Origin of the sequence: Prochlorococcus marinus subsp. pastoris str. CCMP1986, assembly GCF_000011465.1 — a bacterium.
Taxonomy (GTDB): Bacteria; Cyanobacteriota; Cyanobacteriia; order PCC-6307; family Cyanobiaceae; genus Prochlorococcus_A; species Prochlorococcus_A pastoris.
Window position 1 is genome coordinate 1588337 of record NC_005072.1, and the last position, 24983, is coordinate 1613319.

General features: G+C 31.9%; 24 protein-coding genes. 15 read left to right on the forward strand and 9 right to left on the reverse strand.

Features of this window, described 5'->3' with window-relative positions:
* Positions 1-9: 9 nt before the first annotated feature.
* Together clpX and TX50_RS08860 are read left to right on the forward strand one after the other, a co-directional pair.
* Entirely contained in the window at positions 10-1377 is a 1368-nt protein-coding gene (clpX, locus tag TX50_RS08855; protein WP_011133284.1) for an ATP-dependent protease ATP-binding subunit ClpX, read from the forward strand.
* A gap of 57 nt (positions 1378-1434) precedes the next feature.
* Complete coding sequence (locus TX50_RS08860) at positions 1435-3174, forward strand: DNA polymerase III subunit gamma/tau (protein WP_011133285.1); 1740 nt, start codon at positions 1435-1437, stop codon at positions 3172-3174.
* Between the two features lies 1 nt (position 3175).
* Here TX50_RS08860 and TX50_RS08865 read toward each other — a convergent pair whose 3' ends face one another.
* On the reverse strand, positions 3176-4477 hold the full coding sequence (locus TX50_RS08865; RefSeq protein ID WP_011133286.1) for a glycosyltransferase family 2 protein: 1302 nt from the start codon (positions 4475-4477) through the stop codon (positions 3176-3178).
* 28 nt (positions 4478-4505) lie between these two features.
* Positions 4506-6044 carry a SpoIID/LytB domain-containing protein gene (locus tag TX50_RS08870; RefSeq protein WP_011133287.1) on the reverse strand — a complete coding sequence of 513 codons (1539 nt, stop codon included), beginning with the start codon at positions 6042-6044 and terminating at the stop codon, positions 4506-4508.
* Between the two features lie 91 nt (positions 6045-6135).
* On the opposite strand from TX50_RS08870, the gene rpmI reads away from it, so the two are divergent.
* From rpmI to TX50_RS08900, 6 genes are all read left to right on the forward strand, one after another.
* Positions 6136-6333 (forward strand): 50S ribosomal protein L35, encoded by a 198-nt coding sequence (gene rpmI, locus TX50_RS08875; RefSeq protein ID WP_011133288.1) that lies wholly within the window; start codon positions 6136-6138, stop codon positions 6331-6333.
* A gap of 30 nt (positions 6334-6363) precedes the next feature.
* Positions 6364-6711 (forward strand): 50S ribosomal protein L20, encoded by a 348-nt coding sequence (rplT, locus tag TX50_RS08880; RefSeq protein ID WP_011133289.1) that lies wholly within the window; start codon positions 6364-6366, stop codon positions 6709-6711.
* A gap of 38 nt (positions 6712-6749) precedes the next feature.
* Positions 6750-7307, forward strand: a complete 558-nt coding sequence (locus tag TX50_RS08885; protein ID WP_011133290.1) for a tetratricopeptide repeat protein — start codon at positions 6750-6752, stop codon at positions 7305-7307.
* Between the two features lies 1 nt (position 7308).
* Entirely contained in the window at positions 7309-8106 is a 798-nt protein-coding gene (locus tag TX50_RS08890; protein ID WP_011133291.1) for a thiazole synthase, read from the forward strand.
* Between the two features lie 166 nt (positions 8107-8272).
* Positions 8273-9466, forward strand: a complete 1194-nt coding sequence (locus TX50_RS08895; RefSeq protein WP_011133292.1) for an NAD-dependent epimerase/dehydratase family protein — start codon at positions 8273-8275, stop codon at positions 9464-9466.
* Between the two features lie 28 nt (positions 9467-9494).
* Positions 9495-10628, forward strand: a complete 1134-nt coding sequence (locus TX50_RS08900) for a glycosyltransferase family 4 protein (protein WP_011133293.1) — start codon at positions 9495-9497, stop codon at positions 10626-10628.
* Between the two features lie 11 nt (positions 10629-10639).
* Here the strand turns inward: TX50_RS08900 and TX50_RS08905 are convergent, their stop codons facing one another.
* From TX50_RS08905 to TX50_RS08925, 5 genes are all read right to left on the reverse strand, one after another.
* A complete protein-coding gene (locus TX50_RS08905) occupies positions 10640-10891 on the reverse strand; it encodes a hypothetical protein (RefSeq protein WP_011133294.1) in 252 nt (83 codons plus the stop codon).
* A gap of 133 nt (positions 10892-11024) precedes the next feature.
* On the reverse strand, positions 11025-13934 hold the full coding sequence (gene gcvP, locus TX50_RS08910) for an aminomethyl-transferring glycine dehydrogenase (protein ID WP_011133295.1): 2910 nt from the start codon (positions 13932-13934) through the stop codon (positions 11025-11027).
* A 46-nt stretch (positions 13935-13980) separates the two neighbouring features.
* Positions 13981-14370, reverse strand: a complete 390-nt coding sequence (gene gcvH, locus TX50_RS08915) for a glycine cleavage system protein GcvH (RefSeq protein WP_011133296.1) — start codon at positions 14368-14370, stop codon at positions 13981-13983.
* An 8-nt stretch (positions 14371-14378) separates the two neighbouring features.
* Positions 14379-15668, reverse strand: a complete 1290-nt coding sequence (locus tag TX50_RS08920; protein ID WP_011133297.1) for an aminotransferase class I/II-fold pyridoxal phosphate-dependent enzyme — start codon at positions 15666-15668, stop codon at positions 14379-14381.
* Positions 15669-15672: 4 nt separating this feature from the next.
* A complete protein-coding gene (locus tag TX50_RS08925; RefSeq protein WP_011133298.1) occupies positions 15673-16380 on the reverse strand; it encodes a hypothetical protein in 708 nt (235 codons plus the stop codon).
* Between the two features lie 76 nt (positions 16381-16456).
* Here TX50_RS08925 and TX50_RS08930 point away from each other — a divergent pair, with 76 nt between their 5' ends.
* From TX50_RS08930 to TX50_RS08950, 5 genes are read left to right on the forward strand one after another with little or no spacing between them, the layout of a single operon-like run.
* Positions 16457-17395 carry an acyl-CoA desaturase gene (locus tag TX50_RS08930; protein ID WP_036930746.1) on the forward strand — a complete coding sequence of 313 codons (939 nt, stop codon included), beginning with the start codon at positions 16457-16459 and terminating at the stop codon, positions 17393-17395.
* Positions 17396-17415: 20 nt separating this feature from the next.
* Entirely contained in the window at positions 17416-17871 is a 456-nt protein-coding gene (rplI, locus tag TX50_RS08935) for a 50S ribosomal protein L9 (protein ID WP_011133300.1), read from the forward strand.
* A 58-nt stretch (positions 17872-17929) separates the two neighbouring features.
* Positions 17930-19312, forward strand: coding sequence for a replicative DNA helicase (gene dnaB, locus TX50_RS08940; RefSeq protein WP_011133301.1), 1383 nt, complete (start codon positions 17930-17932; stop codon positions 19310-19312).
* 11 nt (positions 19313-19323) lie between these two features.
* Positions 19324-21288: a tRNA uridine-5-carboxymethylaminomethyl(34) synthesis enzyme MnmG gene (mnmG, locus tag TX50_RS08945; protein WP_011133302.1), complete on the forward strand. Its 1965-nt coding sequence runs from the start codon at positions 19324-19326 to the stop codon at positions 21286-21288.
* A gap of 6 nt (positions 21289-21294) precedes the next feature.
* Positions 21295-21939, forward strand: coding sequence for a chorismate lyase (locus tag TX50_RS08950; protein WP_011133303.1), 645 nt, complete (start codon positions 21295-21297; stop codon positions 21937-21939).
* On the opposite strand, the gene TX50_RS08955 is transcribed toward TX50_RS08950, so the two are convergent.
* Both TX50_RS08955 and TX50_RS08960 read right to left on the reverse strand, forming a co-directional pair.
* On the reverse strand, positions 21892-22461 hold the full coding sequence (locus TX50_RS08955) for a hypothetical protein (RefSeq protein WP_036930704.1): 570 nt from the start codon (positions 22459-22461) through the stop codon (positions 21892-21894). The two genes, TX50_RS08950 and TX50_RS08955, sit on opposite strands and share 48 nt — an antisense overlap.
* Before the next feature lie 85 nt (positions 22462-22546).
* A complete protein-coding gene (locus TX50_RS08960; protein ID WP_036930706.1) occupies positions 22547-23074 on the reverse strand; it encodes a SprT family zinc-dependent metalloprotease in 528 nt (175 codons plus the stop codon).
* An 85-nt stretch (positions 23075-23159) separates the two neighbouring features.
* Between TX50_RS08960 and TX50_RS08965 the strand changes: the two genes are divergently transcribed.
* A complete protein-coding gene (locus TX50_RS08965) occupies positions 23160-23579 on the forward strand; it encodes a hypothetical protein (RefSeq protein WP_011133305.1) in 420 nt (139 codons plus the stop codon).
* 17 nt (positions 23580-23596) lie between these two features.
* The gene (locus TX50_RS08970) at positions 23597-24928 is read left to right on the forward strand and encodes an RNA ligase family protein (protein ID WP_011133306.1); all 1332 of its coding nucleotides are present in this window, start codon (positions 23597-23599) and stop codon (positions 24926-24928) included.
* The last annotated feature ends 55 nt before the right edge of the window (positions 24929-24983 follow it).

Here is a 24983-nt window from a genome sequence, read left to right on the forward strand (position 1 = left end):
TGATAATCGATGGCTAAATTCGACGCCCATCTAAAATGTTCTTTTTGTGGTAAATCACAAGATCAAGTTAGAAAACTTATAGCTGGTCCAGGGGTTTACATTTGTGATGAATGCATAGACCTTTGTAATGAAATTCTTGATGAAGAATTAATTGATACTCAAGCAAAAATCAATAACTCACCTCAAGTAAAGAAAAAATTACCAACTAATAATTCTGATAAATCTATTCCTTTAGAATTAACTTCTATCCCCAAACCACTTGAAATTAAAACTTTTCTTGATAACCAAGTTGTAGGTCAAGAATCTGCAAAAAAAATACTATCAGTTGCTGTTTATAATCACTATAAAAGACTAGCCTGGAGATTAAAAGAAGAAAATAAAGAAAATGATTCTAATGATTTACAAGCAACTAAACTACAAAAATCAAACATCTTACTAATCGGCCCAACTGGAAGTGGTAAAACGTTATTAGCACAAACTTTAGCTGAATTTCTTGATGTTCCTTTTGCAGTAGCTGATGCAACAAGTCTTACTGAAGCTGGATATGTCGGCGAAGATGTTGAAAATATCCTCTTGAGACTTCTACAAAAATCAGAAATGAATGTGGATTTAGCTCAAAAGGGGATCATATACATTGATGAAATAGACAAGATCGCCAGAAAGAGTGAAAACCCATCAATTACAAGAGATGTATCTGGAGAAGGAGTTCAACAAGCATTGTTAAAAATGCTTGAAGGAACAATTGCCAATGTTCCACCACAAGGAGGAAGAAAACACCCCAACCATGACTGTATTCAAATCGATACAAGCCAGATTTTATTTATATGTGGAGGTGCATTTATAGGTCTAGAGGATATTGTTCAAAAACGTTTAGGGAAAAATTCAATTGGATTTACTACCAACCCTGATGAAAGCAAAATAAATGCAAAAAAAATAATTGATTCCCGAGATGCTCTCAAGAATTTAGAACAAGATGATCTAGTCAAATATGGATTAATTCCAGAATTCATTGGAAGAATTCCTGTATGCGCGGTATTAGATCGTCTTTCTAAAGAAACTCTTGAATCAATTCTGACAGAACCAAGAGACGCATTGGTAAAGCAATTTAAAACTTTATTAAGTATGGATAACGTTGAATTAAATTTCGAACCAGAGTCTGTGGAAGCAATCGCTAATGAAGCCTTTAAAAGAAAAACGGGCGCCAGAGCTCTTAGATCAATAATTGAAGAATTAATGCTTGATTTAATGTATACACTTCCATCACAAGAAGAAGTTAAAGAGTTTATCATTACGAAAAAAATGGTAGACAAACTCTTCTTGTCGAAAATTGTTAAACTTCCAGCAGGATCTCAAAGGATTATTAAAGAATCTGCATAAAAATTAAGGTTTTCGTTTTCCATAATTCAACTTTAATCATGTAATTAAAAATAATAAATGCTTAATATACATAAACCTTTTCATCAAAAATATAGGCCTCTTAACCTTGATGAGCTGGTTGGTCAAGAATTTATATCAATCACTCTTAAACAAGCATTAATATCACAGAAAATTGCACCTGCTTATCTCTTTAATGGACCTAGAGGGACAGGGAAGACATCAAGTGCAAGAATATTTGCAAAATCATTAAATTGTCTATCATCTAAACAACCTACGCCAAATCCATGTGAAAAATGCGAATTATGTATACAAATAGCGGAAGGTAATGCCTTAGATATTATTGAAATTGATGCCGCATCTAATACTGGAGTTGAAAATATACGAGAAATAATTGATAGAGCAAGATTTGCCCCGACTCAAGCTAGATGGAAAGTATATGTTATCGATGAATGTCATATGCTTTCAACAGCTGCATCAAATGCTTTACTCAAAACTATTGAAGAACCTCCTGAAAGAGTTGTTTTTATTCTTGCAACAACAAATCCTGAAAGAGTCATAAATACCATTCAAAGTAGATGTCAGAAATTTGATTTTAAAAGAATAAGCGCAAATACTATTTTCAACAACCTTTCTGCAATAGCAAATAAAGAATCAATTAAATTTGAAGATCAAGCTCTCAAACTAATTGCAAAAAGATCAAATGGTGGAATGCGAGATGCACAAAGTTTACTAGATCAATTAAGTCTTCTTCCTAATGGCGTTACTACTAAAAATGTTCAAAGCTTACTTGGAGAAGTATCCGAAAATGATTTGACTGATTTAATCAATGCATTAATTAATAATCAGCCTGAGTCGTTATTAATTAGTTGTAATAACTTATATGATGCAGGAAATGAACCAAATGAGATATTAGTTGGACTATTAAATATTACTAGAGACCTTTTACTTAAAACTTTAAATAATAATTATTCTGAAATGTACTATACCTCTATTGAATTTCAAAATGAATTAAATAAATTCTCTTACAATGTTAGTAAGAACAGAATTATTGACTGGCATAACAAGCTTAAGAATGTTGATTATCAAATAAAAACAAGCGACAATCCAAGATTATGGTTGGAAATACACTTAACAAGTCTTCTTGAAAAAAATATCAATCAAACAATAATTAATAAGAAAGAATTAATTAATAAACAAGTTATCTCAGAAGATAATAAAAACCAAAATGAATCAGGAGATTTCAATAAGAAAGAATTAATTAATAAACAAGTTATCTCAGAAGATAATAAAAACCAAAATGAATCAGGAGATTTCAATAAGAAAGAATTAATTAATAATCAGGACATTAACCAAAATTCTAAAAATGATAATCAAACTGATTATTTAAAAGAAAAGTGGGAGCTAATTCTTTCTAAATTAGAATTGCCATCAACAAAAATGCTACTTTCTCAGCAAGCAGAACTTGCCAGTATTGATTCGAATGAAGTTTTAATAGCATTATCTCCCAACTGGGAAAATATGATCAAAAGTCGAAAAGTAATAATTGAAAATGCTATAAAAAAAGTATTTGGGGATAAAGTAAAACTTAACTTTTCTAGCAAAAAAATTAATATTACTAAGACTGCAAACTTACAAGATAAAGTAATCAAGAAATTAAATGACAATTATGAAAAGCAAAGCACTAATTTTCATGATTCACCCTCCCCCACTAATAAACCTAAACCAGAATCCTATAATAATAGTCCCGAAAATTTAGCAAATTTTTTTAACGGAGAAATTGTTGATTTAGATGAATAACTTAAACACCAGTATGAAGTGTTTTCTTCCAGAGAATCTTTTTAGGAAAAAGAGACATTTTTATTGTTACCCATGGTATAACTAAAAACCAATGAGATAGATATACAAGAGAAACTAACATCATCATCAAATTGAGATTTTGTAAAACTGGACCCTCACTCTTGCATGAAGAGCCATACCAAACTGCAATTCCAGACAAAGTAAATGCTGTTATGGAGATTGGCCAATAACTGGGTGATTCCGTTAGAGCAATACTTAAAATCAAATCAACCAAAGAAATAATAGGCAAGGCATATTGCAAGATAAAGAAAAAGGTTAAATCAAACTTTTGAATAAGTTCAATTTTTTTTGAAAATAATTGCTCCCCATAATCAAAAAATCTTTGCAAACCACCTTCAGCCCATCTTTGTCTCTGTGAAAATAAAGCAGATATATTTTCAACTGCTTCTTCCATAACAGGAGGATCCCAGAGAATCCCAATTTTTGATTTAGAAAGTAAAAGCCTAAGGCTTAAATCCAAGTCATCAGTAACTGTATCTTCATTAAACGAACCACATTTAAGTAAAACTTCTTTATTAATTAATTGACCATTACCTCTCAATTCAGATACTCCCGCAACAGATAATCTCCCATATTGAAAAATTGCATCCATTGCCATTTCCATAGACTGACAAGTGGTTAAAAAATTCTTACTTACATTTATGACGGATTTTCTTAATTGCACTGCTGACCAAGATCCCGCATAAACGAAACGAAATAGTCTTGGTAGAGTATCATTCTTCAATTGAGCATCAGCATCTAGTATTAATAACCATTCTCCGTGTGTAAACTTTAAAGCATAATTTAATGCTCCTGATTTACCACCTCCAGCATTTGCAGATCTAGTAATAATTTTTAATTTATCAAACTCTTTAGATAACCTTTCCAAAATTAAAGGTGTCTTATCAGAACTACCATCATCAATGATATAAATATTTAATTTATTAATTGGATAATCTAAATCAAATAATCTCTCAACTAATCTTTCAATAACATTTTCTTCATCTCTGGCAGCAACTAAAATATCGAGAGCAGGTAACTTATCATTACTAATTATCTTTTCGTTACTTTGTGAAGAAACACTTCTTTTTATATTTTTTGAAATTACATTTAATCCATAACAAGCAACTAAAAAAGAAATCGTTATTGTAAAAAATAGAAAATATTTGTATTGAAAGATATGAGGAATAGTACTTACTAATAAACAAACAGCAAGAAATAAAAATGATTTTAATCTTCGATTTTTATAAAAACCATTACTCATAAATGCTAATTTATAATTTTCATTTTAATTATTGAGACGATATCTCAATTTTTTTAATTTTTGTTCCCTTATAGTAATGATTCAATATTTGTTCATAAGTAAAGCCTAATTCAGCCATTTCTATCGCTCCTGATTGAGATAAACCTACACCATGACCGAAGCCACCTCCTTTAAAAAGCCAAAGATTATCATTTAATTTATTAATAGTGAATAAATTACTCGGCAAAAAACTCAATATTCGACGAATATCATCTTTTACAAGAACTATTGGTTTCTTTAAATTTTTTAACTTAATTTCTAATTTTGTTACTCTTCCACTGAAGCCTCTATCAATAATATTTAGATCAACCAAATCTGATTTCTCCTTAATTGATTGATTATTTAATAGATTATTTTGTATCATCTCGTTAGAAATTATTTTCTCCCACCGAAAAAGAGAATGCTTTCTACCATAAACTTTTTCATCTGCAAACTCAAGAAATTTATTTAATTCATCCCCACTTTTAATTGGAAGTCTAAAAGCTTTTTTTAAAGCATTTGAACCATCAATCATTGAATTAAGATAACGATAATCTTTTATTTGCCAAGATTCACTTGCCCTAGCTGATATGCCTCCATTAGATCCATGATAAAAGGAATTAATTGGTTTCTTTTTATAAGTGATTATTAAATTTGAAGTATCTTCTATCGCTTTATGTACATTTTTATATTCAATCAAATGAGGTTTATAAACTTGGCATTGAGTAGTTATACACAAATGATATTGATCAATTTTAAATCTATCGGAATTATAAAGTGCCCAAGTTCTCGCAATTACTGCTTGTGCTTTCAATGCCTCTAAAGGTGAATTAGAGCCAATTTCATGTGGCAGAACACCTTTTAAGTAATCATCAAATTTGATTTTCTGGATCAACGTCCAAGTTCCATATGAATCTTTAGCTAAATAAAACTTTTTACCCAAATTTATATCATTAATACTTATCTCTTGAGATGAAGATATATATATCGGGCCTTGGAGTTCATGTTGCGAATATTCAGTAACAAGGAAAGGGATAATTTTTGACTTGTAGGATTTTTTAAACAGTCTATAGTTTAGTTTTTTGTCAGGAAGATTTTTGCCAACTGGAATCCAAACTTCCCAATTGTTTGGAAAGGCAACTAGAGCTTGATAACCTTTTTCTTTTAATTTTTCAGCTTGCTTTTGTGCCGATTCATAGCTTGCAAATGGACCAAATACTATTCTTTCAACAGTGAAAGGGGTTATCAAGTTTTTTTTCTTCAAAACAATATTTATTTTTTTGGATTTGTGTTTTAAACCATTAGTAGAATGGAGTTTTAAAAATTCATTTTTTGTAGTAAAAGTAATATTATTTTTTTTTGGAAAGTTATCACTCCTAGCTCCTAAGTATTGTTTTAATCCAATTAAAAAATTACCTTTTTTTAATTCTTGAGTAAGATTTATTTTTGAAGATTCATCTGCAAAGCCACTTAATGTCAGTATTGGAGAAATTGAACAAAATAACCAACATCCATAAATGAGAAACTTTAAGTTCAATTTGCGCAGCATAAGTTCGACATTACCTTTTCAATTCAAAACTTTAATTTGCACCAATGCATATAAAGGTTTAGATTATCTAGATTAAACATTATCAAGGTAAATGTCTAAACTTAAAACTCGTAAATCAGCAGCTAAAAGATTTAAAGCTACTGCTACGGGTAAATTTACTAGAAGAAGAGCTTTCCATAATCATTTATTAGATCACAAAAGCTCAAAATTGAAGAGACATCTTAAAACAAAAGCTGTTGTTGATGAAAGAGATGCTGATAATGTAAAATTAATGATTCCTTACGCTTAAGAGCATTCAAATTACTTTTAAAATAAATTTATGGCACGCGTTAAAAGAGGCAACATAGCCAGAAAAAGAAGAAACAAAATCTTAAACCTTGCTAAAGGTTTCAGAGGAGGAAACAAAAATCTTTTTAGAACAGCAAATCAAAGAGTAATGAAAGCTCTTTGCAACGCTTATAGAGATAGAAGAAGAAGAAAAAGAGATTTCAGAAGACTTTGGATCTCAAGAATAAATGCCTCGGCAAGAATTAATGGCACAAATTACAGCAGATTAATTAATGGGATGAAGAACTCTGAGATAATTATCAATAGAAAAATGCTTGCACAATTAGCTTTAAGCGATCCACAATGTTTTGAAAAAATAGTTTCTACCGTAAACAATTAAATTAAAAAAATAAAATTGTTCAAAATATCTTATAAGTAATGGAAATATCTTCCTTTCAATCCTATTTGATCATCCTTTTTATAGTACTTATAATAATCTCTATTTTTGTATTTCGACAATTTCTTAGGACAAGAAAGGAAGAATTAAATTTAGTAAAATTTGAGCAAAAAGGCCTTAATTCACTAACAAAAGCTTCTGAATTATATGAATTTGGCTCTATCCAAATTAAAAAAAGGTTATATACAGAGGCCTCTAAGACTTTTCTGAAAGCTGTTGAATCTTATGATAATGAACCAGACGAAGCAAAAGCCATTATTGAAAATGCTCTCGGTTTTTCTTATGCAGCACAAAATGAGTTTAAAAAAGCAATCAAGCACTATAACTCAGCTATAAAATCACTCCCTGAATATACAGTCGCTTTAAATAATCTGGCATCCGCACAACAACGATTGCTGGAATATGATTTGGCATATGCAACTTATAAGAAAGTTTTAGTAATAGATCCAAACAACAAAACAGCAATTAAAAAGAGCAAAGAACTTGAAAAAAGAAATAATTACACACCTTTCAAAGGAATAAAAGATAAAGGATTTTAAAATGAAAGAAGATTCATGTTTACAAATTGGAGGTAAAAGCTTCTCAAGTAGGTTGATGGTTGGTACAGGAAAATATACGTCTTCGGAAGTCATGCTAGAGAGTTTAGCTAATACTGAATCTGAAATAGTGACTGTCGCAGTGAGAAGAATTCAAAATAATCAAAATGGAGAAAATTTACTGGAAAAAATTGACTGGAAAAAATTCTGGATGCTTCCTAATACTGCTGGTTGTACCAATTCAGACGAGGCAATAAGAATAGCAATTTTAGGAAGAGAACTTGCCAAATTATCAGGTCAAGAAGAAAATAATTTCGTCAAATTAGAAGTTATTCCTGACAAAAAATATTTATTACCTGATCCTATTGAAACCCTTAAAGCAGCTGAAATATTGATAAATAAAGATTTTATTGTTCTTCCATATATAAATGCTGATCCAATATTAGCAAAAAAGTTAGAGGAGATAGGTTGTTCGACTGTGATGCCATTAGGATCACCCATCGGCTCTGGTCAAGGCCTTTTAAATTTATCTAATATATCCATAATTATTGAAAATTCTAATATTCCAGTCATAATTGATGCCGGCATAGGTGTACCTAGTGAAGCTTCTCAGGCTATGGAACTTGGAGCAGATGGAGTTTTAATCAATAGTGCTATCGCATTAGCTAAAAACCCGTTAAAAATGGCTAAAGCGATGAATTATGGGGTAAAAGCAGGAAGAGAAGCTTTTTTAGCTGGAAGAATTGAAAAGCAGAAGTTAGCAAACGCTAGTTCACCTGAAATAAATATCTCAATAAAGTAATTTGATTCTTTAAAAATAATTTTAATATTAAAAAAATTGTAAGAATAGCCAATTTATTAATTAAAGAGAAAAGATTTGAAACTTTTTACAATCTTTTTTCACATTTTGGAAGCACTCTGTAGTAATTTAATAAATATAAAATGACATTTTAATTCTGGAGTTTTGAGTGAAAGTAATTGTTCTTGGCGGAGATGGTTTTTGCGGTTGGCCTTGTGCGGTGAATTTAGCGGAACAAAATCATGAAGTAATTATAGTTGACAACCTAAGTCGCAGAAAAATAGATATTGATCTTGAAGTGGAATCGTTAACCCCAATTTCTTCCATAAATGAAAGACTTTCTGCATGGGAAGAGACTGGTGGAAAACCAATAAAATTTATTAATATTGATCTTTCGAAACAATATCAAAAATTACTAAACTTACTTATTGAGGAAAAACCTGATTCAATTGTACATTTTGCTGAACAAAGGGCTGCACCTTACTCAATGAAATCAAGTTTTACCAAAAGATATACAGTTGATAATAATGTGAATGGTACTCATAATTTACTTGCTGCAATTGTAGAAAGTAATTTAGATATTCATATTGTTCATTTAGGAACCATGGGGGTATATGGATATGGATCACATAGAGGCGCAACAATTCCTGAAGGTTATTTAAAAGTTGAAGTACCTCAACCAGATGGAAGTCGTTTTGAAGAAGAAATTCTTCATCCCGCCAGTCCTGGCAGCGTTTATCACATGACAAAGACATTAGATCAATTATTATTTCTTTATTACAACAAAAACGACTTGATTAGAATCACAGATTTACATCAAGGCATTGTTTGGGGCACAAATACAGAAACAACATTAAAAGATCCAAGATTGACAAATAGATTCGATTATGACGGCGATTACGGTACAGTTCTTAATAGATTTCTCATGCAAGCAGCGATCGGATATCCCCTTACTGTGCATGGAACAGGAGGACAGACAAGAGCTTTTATACATATTAAAGATTCAGTAAAATGCGTTCAACTAGCTCTAGAAAATCCTCCAAAATCTGGCGAACGAGTAAAAATTTTCAATCAAATGACAGAAAGTCACCAGGTTGGAGAATTAGCTAAAAAAGTTGCTTCTCTTACTGGAGCAGAAATCAATTATTTACCAAATCCTCGAAATGAAGCTGTCGAAAATGATTTAATAGTTGATAATAAATGTTTCATAGAATTGGGGCTTAATCCCACCACTCTTGATAATGGCTTATTAGAAGAAGTTGTTGAAGTAGCTAAAAAATACTCTTTGAGATGTGATAAAAAAAGAATTCCTTGTATTTCAACTTGGACGAAAAAACAGGCTAAAGCAATAAAAACTAATTAAAAATAGTTTTAATATCTAACTTAAAAAAGTGAAAATTGCATTCTTTACTGAAACTTTTCTACCTAAAGTTGACGGAATAGTCACAAGACTAACTAAGACCATCGAATTTTTAACAAAAAATGGTGATGAAGTTATAGTGTTTTGTCCTGAAGGATGTCCTGATTCTTATAAAGGAGCAACAATAGTAGGAGTTGCTGCAATGCCTCTACCTTTATATCCTGAATTAAAATTAGGCTTACCTGGCCCTGCAGTCTCTGATAAGTTAGAAGAATTCAAGCCAGACTTAGTACATGTAGTTAATCCCGCTGTACTTGGACTTGGAGGCATATGGCTAGCAAAAACAAATAATATTCCTCTAATTGCAAGTTACCATACACATCTTCCAAAATATCTTGAACACTACGGAATGGGAATGTTAGAACCCCTTTTATGGGAGTTGTTAAAAGCAGCTCATAATCAAGCCTTATTAAACCTTTGTACCTCAACTGCAATGGTTAATGAACTCGAAGATAAAGGAATACAGAGGACTGCTTTATGGCAAAGGGGTGTCGATACTGAAAACTTCAGACCAGAATTACGAAGCGAAAAAATGAGAGAAAAATTATTTGGAAAATATCAAAATACGGATTCACTTTTGATTTATGTAGGTAGATTATCAGCAGAAAAGCAAATTGAAAGAATTAAGCCTGTATTAGATAATATACCCGGAGCATGTCTCGCTCTAGTGGGAGATGGTCCCTACAGAGGGCAGTTGGAAAAGATTTTTGAAAACACAAACACAAATTTCATAGGTTATTTATCTGGTGAAGAACTAGCCAGTGCTTACGCATCCGGAGATATATTCTTATTCCCATCAAGCACAGAAACTCTTGGGTTAGTATTGTTAGAAGCAATGGCTGCAGGATGCCCAGTAATAGGGGCTAATAAAGGTGGTATCCCAGATATTATCAATAATGGAATAAATGGTTGTTTATATAACCCAGATGAAAAAGACAATGGAGAAAGAAGTTTAATTGAGGCTACTAAAAAAATCCTTGCAGATAAGAATAAAAAAGAAGCTATGAGAAAAGAAGCTAGGAAAGAAGCTGAACAATGGGACTGGAACCAAGCTACTCTTCAATTACAAAAATATTATGCAGAAACACTTGAAAACATTTCCTAAATTTCTATAAATTAAGCAACATGTGGGGGTGGAGTAGGATTAATAAATGTATTGATTGGAAGTATTAAAGTAGCTATATTTTGATTCTTATCGGGCCTCTGTTTTTTAGGAAATCTTTTTCCAAATGGTACTCTAATTACATTAGTCCCTTCAACAGTATTTACCTTTGTATTATTCCGTAAGGAATTATTAACAAAATTTGGTAAATTCAAATTATTAATTGGCAAGCGCTTAACCTTACCAGATTTAAAATCTTTGCTCATAGCTTCAAATACCCCAAATAAATTTGATGCTTGATAATAATAATAATAATAAAATCTAAATAAATTCTATAAGAAAATATTAAATTTTTTATTCAATTTTACGGTAACTAAAAAACAAAAAGAATGCTAGTCTTTATGCACATTTTTTGTCATCTAAAAAATCTTTATCATTCACATTACAAGAACAAATTAAATTTCTATCTCCATAGGCATTATCAATTCTTGATACAGAAGACCAAAATTTATGTTCGAATTTACCTTTATACGGATATGCAGCCTTTTCTTTTGAATAAGGATAATTCCAATTATCTGCAATCAACTCATTTATAGTATGAGGAGCATTACTAATCAAATTATTATTTCTGAGATTAATATTATTTTCAATTTCTTCAATTTCTTCGCTTATTAGGATCATAGCTTCACAAAATCTATTTAACTCCGTCAAACTTTCACTTTCAGTAGGCTCTATCATTATAGTTTCAGGAACTGGCCAACTTATCGTTGGAGCATGAAAGCTATAATCTATTAATCTCTTAGCTATATCATTGACACTTAAACCTGTTTTTGACTTCAACTCTCTAAAATCAAGGATACATTCATGTGCGACACAATTATTTTGTCCTTTATATAAAATCTTAAATTTATTTTTTAATGTATTAGCAATATAATTTGCTGACAATATTGCATGACTACTCGCCTTTCTTAAACCCCTTTGACCAGCCATCTTTATGTACATCCAGCTTATTGGAAGAATGCTTGCACTTCCATGCTGTGAAGAAGATACAGAATAACCGAATTGACTAAAAGTATTATCTTTCAAAGAATGGGAAGGAAGGAAAGGACTTAAAGTTTCAGATGTTGCAACTGGACCAACTCCAGGACCACCACCTCCATGAGGGATACAAAAAGTTTTATGTAAATTTAAATGGCAAACATCCACTCCATAATCACCAGGCCTGCATAATCCGACCTGAGCATTAAGATTTGCTCCATCCAAATAAACAAATGCACCAACTGAATGAATTAAGTCACATATTTCTCTGATTTTTAATTCAAAAACTCCATGAGTAGAGGGATAAGTTAACATTAGTGCACCAATTGTATTATCAAATTCCTGGACCTTATTTAATAAATCTTCATAAGAAATATTACCCTCAGAATCACATTTAATAGTTACAACATCAAATCCTGCCATCACTGCGCTAGCAGGATTTGTTCCATGAGCACTTTGTGGTATTAGGCATTTTTTTCTTAATAAATCACCTTTTGAAGAGAAGTAAGAATTAATTGCCAATAGACCCGCAAACTCTCCTTGAGAACCTGCATTCGGTTGAAATGAAACTGAATTCAAGCCAATTAGGTCACTAATCCATTTCTCAAGATCGCTTATTATTTTTGAATAACCATTTGTTTGATTAGCTGGAGCGAAAGGGTGAATTGACGATAAATTAGCCCATGAAATTGGACTAAGCTCTGCTGCAGAATTTAATTTCATCGTACAACTTCCTAGTGGAATCATTCCATCAACCAGTGAAAAATCTTTCTCAGCAAGCTTAAAAATGTACCTCATTAAATCAGTCTCACTTTGATAATTTTCAAATACATTTTGTTGCATCCATTCTTTATTTCTTAGAGGAATACCCTCAAATTGAAAACAATTATTAAGTGTAATGTGCGTTAAGTCTTCTTTTCTTCCTAGCCCATTTGCTACGCAATTTACTATCTTATGGATTTCATTTTTATCAGTAAGCTCATCTAGGGAAATTCCAAATCCTTTAGATTCCTCGATCGATGAACCCAAAGGTAAGATTCTAAAGTTGAATCCGTTTTTTAGAGCTTCTTTATGAATCTTTTCAGATTCCTCACAGTAAATATCAAAACTATCGAACCTACTCCCAAGAGGTATTTTTAAACCTAACTCAGAAAGTAAAGATTCTAGATATCGTCTTAAAACAACTAATCTCTTAGCCATTTTTGTTAATCCTAAAGACCCATGATATGTGGCATAAAAAGAAGATATTATTGCTAATAAAGATTGAGCTGTACAAATATTACTAGTCGCCTTTTCTCTTCTTATATGTTGTTCTCTTGTTTGCAATGCCAATCTCAGTGATTGTTCTCCATTTTTAGATAGAGTTTGTCCTACGATTCTTCCTGGTATAAGTCTTTTATATTTTTCAGTACATGCAAAAAATGCTGCATGAGGACCACCAAAGCCCATTGGGACTCCAAATCTTTGCAAACTTCCTACAGCTATATCAACTCCAAATTGAGCTATTGGTTTTATTAAAACTTGCGCAAGAGGATCAATAATTGATGTGACCACTATTTCTGCTTTATGAGCTTGGGAGATTAAAAATGTTGGATCAAATAAATCTCCATTTTTACCAGGAAGCTGGATTAATAAACCAAAAACATCATCATGATTATTAAAGTACTTTTGGTTAAAACGTTTTAACTTAATTCCTAATGGTTTGGCTCTGGTCAATAAAACATTAAATGTATGGTCAAAAACATTTTCATCTACTAAGAAAGTATTTGAGGACTTATTTTTCCTTGAAGAAAAACTCATTGTCATTGCTTCTGAAGCAGCTGTTCCCTCATCTAAAAGAGATGCATTAGCTATAGAGAAACCGGTTAATTCACAAATTAAAGTTTGAAAATTAAACAAAGCTTCTAATCTGCCTTGAGCAATTTCAGCTTGATAAGGGGTATAAGCGGTATACCACCTGGGGTTTTCTAACACATGCCTTTGTATGACTTTAGGGGTATGTGTTCCATAATATCCAAGTCCAATTAAAGATCTAAATTTATGATTTTTATTAGATATTTCTTCTAATTCGTTCAATGCCTCAATTTCAGAGCATCCTTTTGGCAAGACATCTGAACATTTTTCTTTTAACTGAATATCTTCAGGAATAACTTGATGAATAAATTCATCTATATTGTTAAAACCAAGTTTCTGAAGCATTTTTTTTTCATCATTATCATTCAATCCAAGATGTCTATCTATAAATAAATCCGTGTTGCTTTTGGGATTCATATTTAATTTATTTTTCTTTAAAATAGCCGATTTTTAGAAATATGCTTTAATTCGGAACAACCTTTGACTTATATTCATCTGAATTCATTAATTCGTCTAACAAAACATTTGATTCTGATTTAATAATCAGCAACCATCCATCACCAATTGGATCATTTTGCAAAATTTCTGGATTATCAATAACTCCTTCATTTACAGAAATCACTTCACCTGAAAAAGGAAGATATACTTCTTCAACAGCCTTGACAGATTCAATTGTTCCAAAAGTTTCTCCTTTTTGTAAATTAGTTCCCTTCTCGACTAATTCAACAAAAACAATGTCTCCTAATTGATCAATAGCAAACTCACTAACACCAATTTTAAACAATCCATTTTCTTCCTTCACATATTCATGTGTATCAGCATATCTTAGATAATTTGGAAACTTATAAGACATAATAAAGTTTATGGAAAAATGAGAGATTCCTTTTCAATTAGATTTTCTTCTAATAATTCAAATACTAATTGAATTAAAGCGATTTTGATGTGAGCAATGTGAGAACCACCTTGAACAAAAATATTAAATGGATCTCTTAAAGGAGCATCAGCTGAAAATTCACTTGTACTTCCTTCAATAAATGTACCTCCAGACATTAATAAATTTGAATCATAACCACTCATTGGAGAAGGAATAACATTTAAAAAAGAATCTATTGGTGAAGAATTTTGAAAGGACTGACATACTTTTTGTATTAAGTGTGGATTATTTAATCTAACTGCTTGAATGATGTCTGATCTGTACGATTTAGGCTCCGGTAAAACAATAAAACCTAGTTTTTTAAATACTGCAGCTACCAAATCAGCACCTTTTAAAGATTCGTGCACCATTTGTGGTGCTAAAAATAATCCCTGCAGAATTAATCTTCCGAAACCAAAGTTAATTCCTGCATCGGCACCAATTCCTGGTGCGGTCAATCTACAACATGCCATTTCAACTAATTCAGAATCACCTGCAATATATCCGCCAGTAGGAACAATAGTCCCACCCAAATTTTTAATTAGCGATCCAGCGATTATATTTGCGCCATTAATAATTGGTTCACTATCTTCTACAAGTTCTCCATAACAATTATCCACAAAACAAATAGTCTCAGGATTAAGTGAATGAACAAGATTACAGATTTGTTTTATTTGATTATTATTTAAAGATTTTCTCCAACTATAACCACAACTTTTCTGGATAAATACTAGTTTACATTTATTATGTTTAAAAAAATCTACTAGTTTATCTTCGTAGGAATTTTTTCTTTCATCCATACTAATTTGACGATATCCAACTCCTAAATCTAATAAAGAACCTTTGCCCTTTCCTCTTATACCGATCACTTCCTCCAATGTATCGTAAGGAGTTCCAGTTACAGATAACATTAAATCCCCTGGCCGTAAAATACCAAAAAGAACGGAGCTTATAGCATGGGTACCACTTACAAATTGCATCCTGACAGCTGATTTTTCTGCGAGAAAAAATTTTGCAAATACCTCATCAATCTTTTGCCTAGATAAATCATCATGTCCGCTACCTGTAGATTGATTAAAGTGACTAGTTGAGACTTTTTCTTCTTTAAAAATTTTCAAGATATTATTTAATTTGTAATAGATTTGATTTGATCTTTCATTAAAAATACCCTTTAAACCTTCTTCCACAGATATAACCATTTCTTCGGCTAAGCTAAAATTATAATTTTTATTTTTCATTCTCTTAAACTTTCTTTTTTTGTGAAGCTATATCTCTTAAGTATGTAAGAAAAGCATTGGGTCCTCCTCCATTGAAATAAGATAGTTTTTTTGAGGTCTCGTAAAGATCTAACAATTCACCATCTAATTCTTCTGCTGTAAAATCTTTTATTCCCGCTATCACTTCTGCAAAACGATCTCTTCTTAGTGTCTTAGAAACTGTGTACGCATCCATAATGATTGTTTTACAAGATCTCCAAGGTCTATTTTGACAAAAATGATCAGAAAGAGCATCACTTAACGCAGACGCTTCAGAATCCTCTATATACCAATCAAATGACAATGGGAGCGGTTTTAATCCAGAAAAAATTTCAAATAATTCTCCAGCTGACAAAGGATTATCAGCATCATTTTTTAATGGAAGAGCAGAATCTTGTAATGACCTCCATAATTCTGGATGATTCTTTTCTAATTGATCCCTTATCGATTCTATCCCTTGATCAAGAATCGTATTGACCTGCGCTAATGCAAGAAAAACTTCCGGACCAGGCGATGATAACTTTCCATTTCTAAGATTTGAAATCTGAGAATTATGTACTCTTCCTAAATCAAGTATTTCAGACAGCAAGGGTAAAACCCTGTGAGACCAACCATTCCTCTCATGCCAAAGATGAATCAAATGAGCCATCGCTCTTCGACCCTTCAATAATTTATCGCGATATCCTAAGCTCACGGATAATTAAAATAATCAATAGTATAGTATGATAATATTACATATCGGCCTTTTTGAAAATAGTTTTTCCAATATTATGAAATCAGTTATCTTCCAAGAAACAGCCAACTTAAAAAAACCTGTCCCTGCAGAAAAAGTTATAGAACTTTCGGATAAATTACTTGAACCATCTAGTCACTCTAAGAGATATCCTCCAAGATTACACAAAACATGGGGAACAATCTTTTTTATGATTGCCATTCATTTATTATCCTTATTGGCATTACAACCTCAGTTTTGGAGCATGCCTGCAGTAACTGCATTATTTTTCTTTTACTGGTTAACTGCTTGTCTTGGAGTCACTTTAGGTTATCATCGTTTACTTTCCCATAGATCGTTTGTTGTCCCAAAATGGTTGGAGAGATTTTTTGCTACATGTGGAGCTATCAGCTGCCAGCATGGACCAATAGATTGGGTTGGTTTACACAGGCATCACCACTCTTTCTCAGACACAGAAGTTGATCATCACAACAGTAAGAGAGGATTTTGGTGGAGTCACATGGGTTGGATGTTTAAAGATGTTGAGGCATTAAAAGCAGTGCCAAAATTAAGTGCAGATTTAATTAAAGATCCATACTATAGATTCCTTAATAAATATTTTCTCTTTTTACAAATTCCTATTGGCTTATGTTTGTATGCAATAGGGCAAAAATTAGGTGTTGGAGGATGGGCATTAGTATTATGGGGAATACCTCTAAGACTTGTAGTGGTTTATCACATTACTTGGTTAGTAAACTCAGCTACCCATTGTTGGGGAAAAGCTCCTTTTGAAAGTGGCGATGGTTCAAAAAATAATGCTTGGGTTGCAGCTTTAACATTTGGAGAAGGATGGCATAATAATCATCATGCATTTCCTAATTCAGCTAGACAGGGATTATTTAGAGGCCAAATTGATTTAACATGGGAACATATTAAGATTCTTGCCAAATTAGGATTCGCAAAAAAAGTAAAATTACCCTCTAGGTCTTATTATTAAATATATAAATAAATATTTTCATGGCTAAAAGAGTAAAAGTCGTTTTAACAGAATCAGTTGCCACTCTTGGTAGAGATGGTGATGTTGTAGAAGTAGCGCCTGGTTATGCAAGGAATTTTTTATTGCCATTTGGTAAAGCAGCTAATGTAACTCCTTCAATTCTGAAACAAATTGAACGAAAAAGAGCAAAAGAAAAAATTGCTGCAGAGAAAGTAAAACAAGAAGCTATTGATTTTAAAACCGCACTAGCAACCATTGGTAGATTTACAATCAAGAAACAAGTTGGAGAAGATGGTGTCCTTTTTGGAACTGTTACAAATGGAGATGTTGCTGAAGCTATAGAGGCAGCTACGAAAAAAGATATTGATAGAAGAGACATAACTGTCCCAGATATTCATAATTTAGGTTCTTTCGTTGCAAAGATAAAACTACATCAAGAAGTAAGTGCGGAAGTAAACATTGAAGTAACAAGTTAATAACTTTGTTGCATTATTTGGAAAAGTAGTCAGAGTATATATCTAAGTCTTTAAGTACATGGTTTCAGTTCCTTTTTCAAATAATGGGTCTAATAAGAATTTTAAAAAGGACTTTAATAATGAAAACGCTGGTTTAGTTCCTCCCCAAAATATTCAAGCAGAAGAAGCTGTTTTAGGTGGAATTTTACTTGATCCTGATGCGATAGGAAGGATTGCAGACTTGATTAAACCAGAAGCCTTTTATATAAATGCTCATCAAGAGATATATAAAACCGCGTTAATGTTGCATACACAAGGCAAACCTACAGATCTAACTTCAATGAGTGCATGGCTTGCTGACAATGGATCACTTGAAAAGATTGGAGGCAATTCTAAATTAGTAGAACTTGTAGAAAATGTTTCTTCAACAGCTTCAATAGAACAAGTTGCTAATTTAATTAGTGATAAATTTATAAGGAGACAACTCATCCGATCTGGGAATGAGGTTGTTCAACTAGGATTTGATCAAACACAAGAAACCAATGAAGTTTTAGATAAGGCAGAACAGAAAATTTTTGAAATTAGTCAAGAAAAACCGACAAAAGGTCTGACCCAAGCGGCAGAAATTCTTACAAGTACTTTTAATGAAATAGAGTCCAGATCATTAGGAACATCTGTAGCTGGTATTCCAGTAAATTTTTATGACCTTGACGCAATGACTCAAGGCTTTCAAAGGAGTGATCTAATAATTGTGGCAGGAAGACCCTCAATGGGAAAAACTTCAATGGTTTTAAACCTAGCAAAAAATGTAGCTCAATCTCAGGATCTTCCAGTTTGTGTATTTAGCCTTGAGATGAGCAAAGAACAACTTACATATAGATTACTTTCTATGGAAGTAGGTATAGAAAGCGGAAGATTAAGAACCGGAAGACTACAACAAGAAGAATGGCCTTTACTTGGAGAAGGAATTAACTCTTTAGGTCAACTGCCAATTTTTATTGATGATAAGCCTAATTTAAGTGTTTTAGAAATGAGGTCTCTATGCAGAAGATTAATAGCTGAGCAGAAAAAAGAACTTGGTTTAATAGTTATTGACTACTTACAACTAATGGAGGGTACAACACCTGATAACAGAGTTCAAGAGCTATCTCGTATCACTAGAGGTCTCAAAAGTATGGCAAGAGAGTTAAAAGTACCAGTAGTTGCTTTATCTCAATTAAGTAGAGGAGTTGAATCAAGAACAAATAAAAGACCTATGTTAAGTGACCTTAGAGAATCCGGATCTATAGAACAAGATGCCGACTTAGTATTAATGATTTACAGAGATGAGTATTACAATCCAGAAACTGAAGACAGAGGAATAACTGAAATTATTGTCACGAAACACAGAAACGGCCCTGTTGGAACTGTTAAATTATTATTTGAACCCCAATTTACAAGATTTAGAAACTTAGCCAACTAATCATCACGATAATGAAAGATCCACAATCCCCAAATGAGTCTTTTGACATTATTGTTATTGGAGGGGGACATGCAGGTTGTGAAGCTGCAATTACGACAGCAAAATTAGGATTTTCTACTGCGTTATTTACAATAAATTTAGATAGGATTGCTTGGCAACCATGTAATCCAGCTGTAGGTGGGCCAGCAAAAAGTCAATTAGTCCATGAGATTGATGCTTTAGGAGGAATCATTGGACAATTAGCTGATGAAACTGCAATCCAAAAAAGAATTTTAAATGCGAGTAGGGGGCCAGCCGTTTGGGCATTAAGGGCTCAAACAGACAAAAGAGAATACTCTAAACGAATGATAGAAATACTCCAAAACACAGATAATCTTTCGTTAAAGGAGGCTATGATTACTGAATTAGTAATAAAAGAGGCTGAAACTTTTTCCAATAACTTAAAGAATAAGACTAAAAAAATCAAAGGTGTAAAAACTTTTTTTGGAACCTACTATTATGCAAAATCAATAATAATTACTGCAGGAACTTTTTTGGAAGGAAGAATCTGGATAGGTAATAAATCAATGTCTGCAGGGAGATCTGGAGAGCAAGCGGCACAAGGATTAACGCAAAGCTTACATAATCTTGGAATAAAAACTGAGCGATTAAAAACTGGAACTCCTGCAAGAGTTGATAAAAAGAGTATTTCTTTTGATGAATTAGATATTCAACCAAGTACAGCTTCAGATAAATATTTTTCGTTTGATCCCAAAATCAAAAACAATATGCCGCAAGTAAGTTGTCATATAACAAGAACAACTTTAAAAACTCATGAATTAATTCGCAATAATTTGCATTTAACTCCTATCTATGGAGGATTTATAGATAGTAAAGGTCCTAGATATTGCCCTTCAATCGAAGACAAAATTGTAAAATTTGCAGACAAAAATTCACATCAAATTTTTTTAGAGCCTGAAGGGATAAATACACCAGAAATATACGTACAAGGATTCTCTACTGGATTACCTGAAAATATTCAATTAGACCTTTTAAGAACATTACCAGGATTAAATAAATGTAAAATGCTTAGGCCTGCTTATGCTGTTGAATATGAATACATCCCAGCGACACAACTTAAGTCATCATTAGAAACAATTGAGATAGAAAATTTATTTAGTGCTGGACAAATCAATGGAACAACTGGCTATGAAGAAGCTGCTGCCCAAGGATTAGTTGCAGGAATTAATGCAACTAGAAAACTAAATATGAAAGATCCAATAATATTTTCAAGAGAGAGCAGCTATATAGGCACCATGATAAATGACTTAATTACGAGAGATCTTAAAGAACCATATAGAGTCCTCACAAGTAGAAGTGAATATAGACTTACCTTACGAGGAGATAATGCTGATAGGAGATTAACTCCTTTAGGTTTTGAAATAGGCTTAATAGATGAAAGAAGATGGTTGGCTCATAAGAAAAAAATGAAATCACTTAAAGAAGAAAATTCAAGATTAGAAAATACACGTTTAAAATGTACTGATGAAATCGCTAAAAAAATAGAGTTAGATAGTGGATCAAAAATTAAAGGATCAACAACATTAAAAGAACTTTTAAAAAGACCCAATCTTCACTATTCTGATTTTATAAGATATGATTTGGTAGACAAAACTCTTCCGATATCAGTAATTGAAGGAGTTGAAATAGATATCAAATACGAAGGCTACCTTAAAAGACAAAAAAATAATATTGATCAGATAAATCGTCAAAGTCTCAAATCACTTTCATCAGAAATTAATTATGACCAAATAGATACTTTATCTCTAGAAGCCCGTGAAAATTTAAATAAGATAAAACCTACTAATTTTGGTGATGCATCGAAGATACCCGGTGTAAGTAAAGCTGATTTAACAGCATTACTAGTTTGGCTCAAAATTAAGGAACTAAAAAATGAAAAGAAAACTAGTTTTGCTGAAAAAAAGTTATCATCATAAAAGATATTGGTAACAGCACTGAATAATAAACTCTTCAAATCACCAAAAATTTTATGGGAAGAGAAAGCTACTGCCTTTTTAGTTGCAAATGCTTTACCAAAAATATCTGGGGCATGGAAATTAATGTTACTTGGGGATGGCAGTCCAACAAGACATTTACAGCTTTTAACTAATCACGAAACAAAAATCAGATTAATATCTATGCAGATAGATCCTCTATTTGAAAAAGAGGGTCCAAGAGAAATCGATCAATTAAAAGAACCCTTAATTAGAAGGCAAGTTTGGATTAGAAATCAAAACAAGAATCTTGCCTGGGCTGAAAGTTGGTGGAATTCACAACAAGTCAGTCAAAATTTAAAATCAAAAGAAGAACCAATCTGGAAAAACTTAACTCAAGATAGATCAGAATTATTTAGAGAAGTGGACAGCATTTCAATAGTTAATTCAAATTGGTTAGAGGAGGAATTTTGTTTTGAAGGCCCATTTTGGTCAAGAAATTACAGATTTTTTCGTAATAAAAAACCTCTAACTATTATTCGCGAAGTCTTCAATCCTCTTTTAGAAACTTGGTTAGGTCCATCAGGAATTCAAAATTTCTCTAATCTATATTCTTCTTCGTCTAGACCTCGGAATACTTCTTCCATTATTTGAAACGCTTTTTGGATTATCTTGATTTACATTAATCTCATTGATTTTTTCAGAAGATCTTTGCCATCTATCAACTTTTAAATCTGAATCATCCGGCCATTCATCGAAAGAGTTTGATTTTCCATAAGGCAACTTCTTTTGTTCGTCCATCTGGATACTTTTAGGTTGCCTTAAAGATAAAGCCTCTAAAGGACGCTTAGAAAATGGTTTCTCAACATCAATAAATTTAGATCCTCTTGAAAAAGATTTAATATCTTGTGCCTCTTCATAACTATTTTCCTGATCAGACCAATCATCATCTTCTTCTTCAAAAAACATATCCATTTTATCGGATACCCATCTTCCGACATTTTTAACATTCCTACGAGATATTACTTGAAAATCAGTACTTCTTTTTTTACCGGGTCTAGAACCTGATACACCATCAACAAATTGTCTGCCTGTTTCAAAAATTTTATCAACTTGTTTATCAAGTATTGTTCTATCAAAATTATTTCTAAAGTTTCTAGGTCTGCGAGAATTCATAAATTATCTTTGTTTTTAAATATCAAGTTACAACAACATAATAGGAAATTCTAAATAAAGAAACAAAATCACATTTTTCAAATTATCAATCAAACAAAATTAGACACTTTTTATTCCAGGATCCATTAAAGAACAAATTACAACATTTCTTACAAGCAATATTTTTAATTCTTTTTCTATACATATATTTCTCCCCACAATTTAAACATTTGCCTGTATATTTTAATGCCTTTCTTTCAACAGGAAAATTATGTCTAATGCTTATCTGAAAATTATTTTCTGCTTTGTTAATTTCATTCATTTTACTCAAAAAATTTGGTCCATGTATTTCATTAATATTCAAAATCCTATCTACCCATGCATGAATCATTTCATGACATAAAGTACTGTGAATTTCATTACACGATAATTTACTTAAAATTGGCTTTGACAAAATTATTTCAGAATCAATTACTCCTTTAAGTTGTTTACGCTTATAAAAACCTGCAGTTGTCTTTAATCTATTATCGCTCCATCTAACCTTTACTAAAGGTTCTCTATTAGTTGTTAAAGATTGATCAAAAAATTGCCTATTAAACTTATGAAATACTGGTAAAAGAGGAATTAGAGACATTATCAATTAAATTTAGTATTATTTTGACAAAAAAAGTCATCAAAGACGATTTATTTTCTTAAAATTAAAGAAAACTAATTACAAAATGGATGCATTACTAGTTAAAGATATTGGTGTAAAAGCTTTATTGGTTGGTGGAGCAGTGCTTGTTTCTTTTTGGACCTTCAATGCTGTTAAACTTGTAATAAGCGCTAGGGGAATTAATCCATTAGTTCGGAAATTTTTTGATCAAGTAGCAGCAGGTAGAATTGACGCTGCATATGGACTAACTACTAAAACTTATAAAACACATGTAAAACGTCAAGACTTTTTAAAATTTTTAGCTGGCTTAAATTTAAATAAGTATAGAAATCTAAAGTCAGGTAGACCAAGAGTTCAAGAAGATCAAATCATAATTACTTTAAATTTAAAATCTGAGGATAAGAAAGATGAGCTTCCCTTAGATTTTACTTTTTCAAAAAGTGATAAAGATTGGAAGATAGACAGAATAGCTAAAGTAAATTAGGAAAGGTTCAAAAACTTGTGAAACATGAAGAACTTCGGAAAGAAGAAATAATAAAAAAATTAGAATTACACCCAAGCAGACTAGATAAAGAAAAAGTCATTTTTGAAGCAATGGAAAATGGGTTGAATGATTTTTTTGAGGGAATAACTATGGCTTTAGATCCTTTAGTAACTTTTGGTGTAAAGCAAGTACCTGAAAAAAAAGAAGAAACATCTGGTCAAGGATGTAAATGGAGTATTTTTAAAGTATTAACTAATCAATTAATCAAAAGAGAACTTACTGGGCATGCCGCTAGAAATGCGATCAATTTAGTTATGAAATCTGCAACTAAAGAACAATGGAACGGATTTTATAGACGAGTATTGATTAAAGATCTTCGTTGTGGGGTTTCTGAAAAAACAATAAACAAAGTTGCAAAAAAATTTCCAAGGTATTCTATACCTATCTTCTCATGTCCCCTTGCACATGACAGCGCAAACCATGAAAAGAAAATGATAGGAAAGAAACAAATTGAGATTAAATTAGACGGAGTCAGAGTATTAACAATTATTAGAAAAAATAAAGTAGAAATGTTTTCTCGAAACGGAAAACAATTTAATAACTTTGGTCATATCATTACAGAAATAGAAAAAGTATTAGAGAAACATCCTGCCCCCTACGATTTAGTCTTAGACGGTGAAGTAATGAGTGCTAATTTTCAAGACCTAATGAAGCAAGTACATAGAAAAGATGGCAAACAATCCAAAGATGCAGTTTTACACTTATTTGATTTATGTCCAATTAAAGATTTCAAGAAGGGTTTATGGGAAAAAGATCAAGCTACTAGAAGTATGTTGGTAAAAGATTGGGTAGCAAAAAATGCAACTCTTTTAAAACATGTCCAAACACTTGAATGGGAAAATGTGGATTTAGATACTCCTGAAGGACAAAGTAGATTTGTAGAACTTAACAAATCAGCGGTAGAGGGAGGATATGAAGGCGTGATGATTAAAAATCCTCATGGGTGGTATGAATGCAAGAGAACACACAATTGGTTAAAAGCAAAACCATTCATAGAAGTTACCTTAAGAGTTGTAGCAATAGAAGAAGGGACAGGCAGAAACGAAGGCAGACTTGGAGCAATCCTGGTTGAAGGTAAAGATGATCAATATAATTATCGTCTTAATTGCGGAAGTGGATTTAGTGATTCTCAACGTGAAGAATATTGGAGTAAAAAAGATAAACTAATCGGCCAATTGGTAGAAATCAGAGCTGATGCAAGAACTCAATCTCAAGATGCTGAAACATTCAGTCTTAGGTTCCCAAGATTCAAGTGCTTTAGAGGTTTCGAACCAGGTGAAAAAATATAATTTCAAGGGAATTAGTTTCATAGCAGTAAATATTTAAGCTGGCAGTAAATTATGA